The sequence below is a fragment of the Mesorhizobium sp. M7A.F.Ca.ET.027.03.2.1 genome, from assembly GCF_003999175.1.
Classification (GTDB): domain Bacteria; phylum Pseudomonadota; class Alphaproteobacteria; order Rhizobiales; family Rhizobiaceae; genus Mesorhizobium.
This window is the reverse complement of sequence record NZ_RZOM01001324.1, coordinates 1-1,411: the sequence shown is the minus strand read 5'-3', so window position 1 is coordinate 1,411 and position 1,411 is coordinate 1. Positions and strand designations below refer to the sequence as shown.

1 protein-coding gene is annotated in these 1,411 nt (G+C 62.1%); it reads right to left on the bottom strand.

Annotation, left to right across the window (positions count from 1 at the left end; translation table 11 throughout):
- On the bottom strand, positions 1-1,411 hold a 1,411-nt coding region (locus tag EN750_RS34295; RefSeq protein ID WP_145968197.1), incomplete at both ends, for an ABC transporter substrate-binding protein.

The following is a 1,411-nucleotide window of genomic DNA, read 5'->3' as shown; positions in this document are numbered from 1 at the left end:
GTCCGATAGTCATAGAAATAGCCGAAGATGACAGGCGTTTCCTCGAGCAGCAGCTTCTGGATCTTGCCGGCGTCGGCCTTCTGTGCCTCGAGGTCGAGGGCCGCGATGTAGCTGGTCGCCAGCGCGTCATAGTCCTTGTTCTTGAAGTGTGCCGCGTTCCAGGTGCCTTCACTCTTCAGCGGTGCCGCGAGATAGACGTTCGGCACGCCGCGGTGACCATAGTCGGTGATGCCCATCACCGAATCCAGCCAGTTCGACTTGCCGAACACCGCGTCTCCGTAATAGCCGCTTTGGTCGAGGATGTTGAGGTCGAGTTGGACACCGATCTCCTTGACCCAGTTTTGGATCAGCTGGGCGTATTCGGGGATTTCCAGGTAGCGTTCGGTGGTCAGGGTTATCTTGAAGCCCTGGCCAAGGCCGGCTGCTTCCATGAGCTGCTTGGCCTGGGCGATATCCTGCTTGCGTTGCGGCACGCTCGTATCGGTCGAAGGATAGACGGCGGCGAACGGGCTGTCATTGCCTAGAGCGGAGCGTCCCTTCATCAGGCCGGCGGCCAGCTTGTCGCGATCGAGGCAGAGCGCAATGGCACGGCGCACGCGCGCATCCTTCAACGGACCCTCGTCGCAGCGCATGTGCAGTTGCTGATGGGCCGACGACTTCAGGCTGATGATGTCGACGTTCGGATCGTTGAGCAGAGCGACGCCGGCCAGCACGGGCATCTGGTTGATGATGTCGACCTGTCCGCCCTGCAGCGCCAGGATCTGCGGCTGCATATCGGTGAAGAAGGTGAATTCGGTGCGTTCCGACAGTGCCTTCGGACCCCAATAGTCTTCGTTGCGGACGAAGGAGGCGCCGACCTTTGCCGTGTATTTCTCTATTCTGAACGGCCCGGTGCCGTCGAAGCTCTTCTCGTAGTCGCCCTTGTAACTCGCCGGGATGATGACGGCGTTGTAGTTGTCGGACGACAGCATGTAGGGGAAGTTGCCGTTCGGCGCATCGAGGTGGAATTCCACCGTGTAGTCGTCGACCTTCTTGGAGGCGCCCTTCTGCAGGATGCCGTTGAACACCGACAGCGCGTTGGACGAGTTTGCCGGATCGGCAAGGCGGTCGATGCTGGCCACGACGTCCTCGGCCTTCATCTCGCCGCCGCTGTGGAATTTTACGCCCTTGCGCAGCTTGAAGGTCCAAACCGTGCCGTTGTCGTTCGGCTTCCAGCTCTCGGCCAGCGCCGGCTGCAGCACCAGATCGGGACCGTCGACGCAGAGAAACTCGGCAACCTGCTGCATGACAAGCAAGCCGCCGGCGTCGGCAATGGTGACCGGGTCGATCGTCGCTGCCGGCACGCTGCTGGCGACACGGATGGTGGCGCCGGGCGCGCCCTGGGCGCGCGCCAGCGACGGCATGCCGCCGA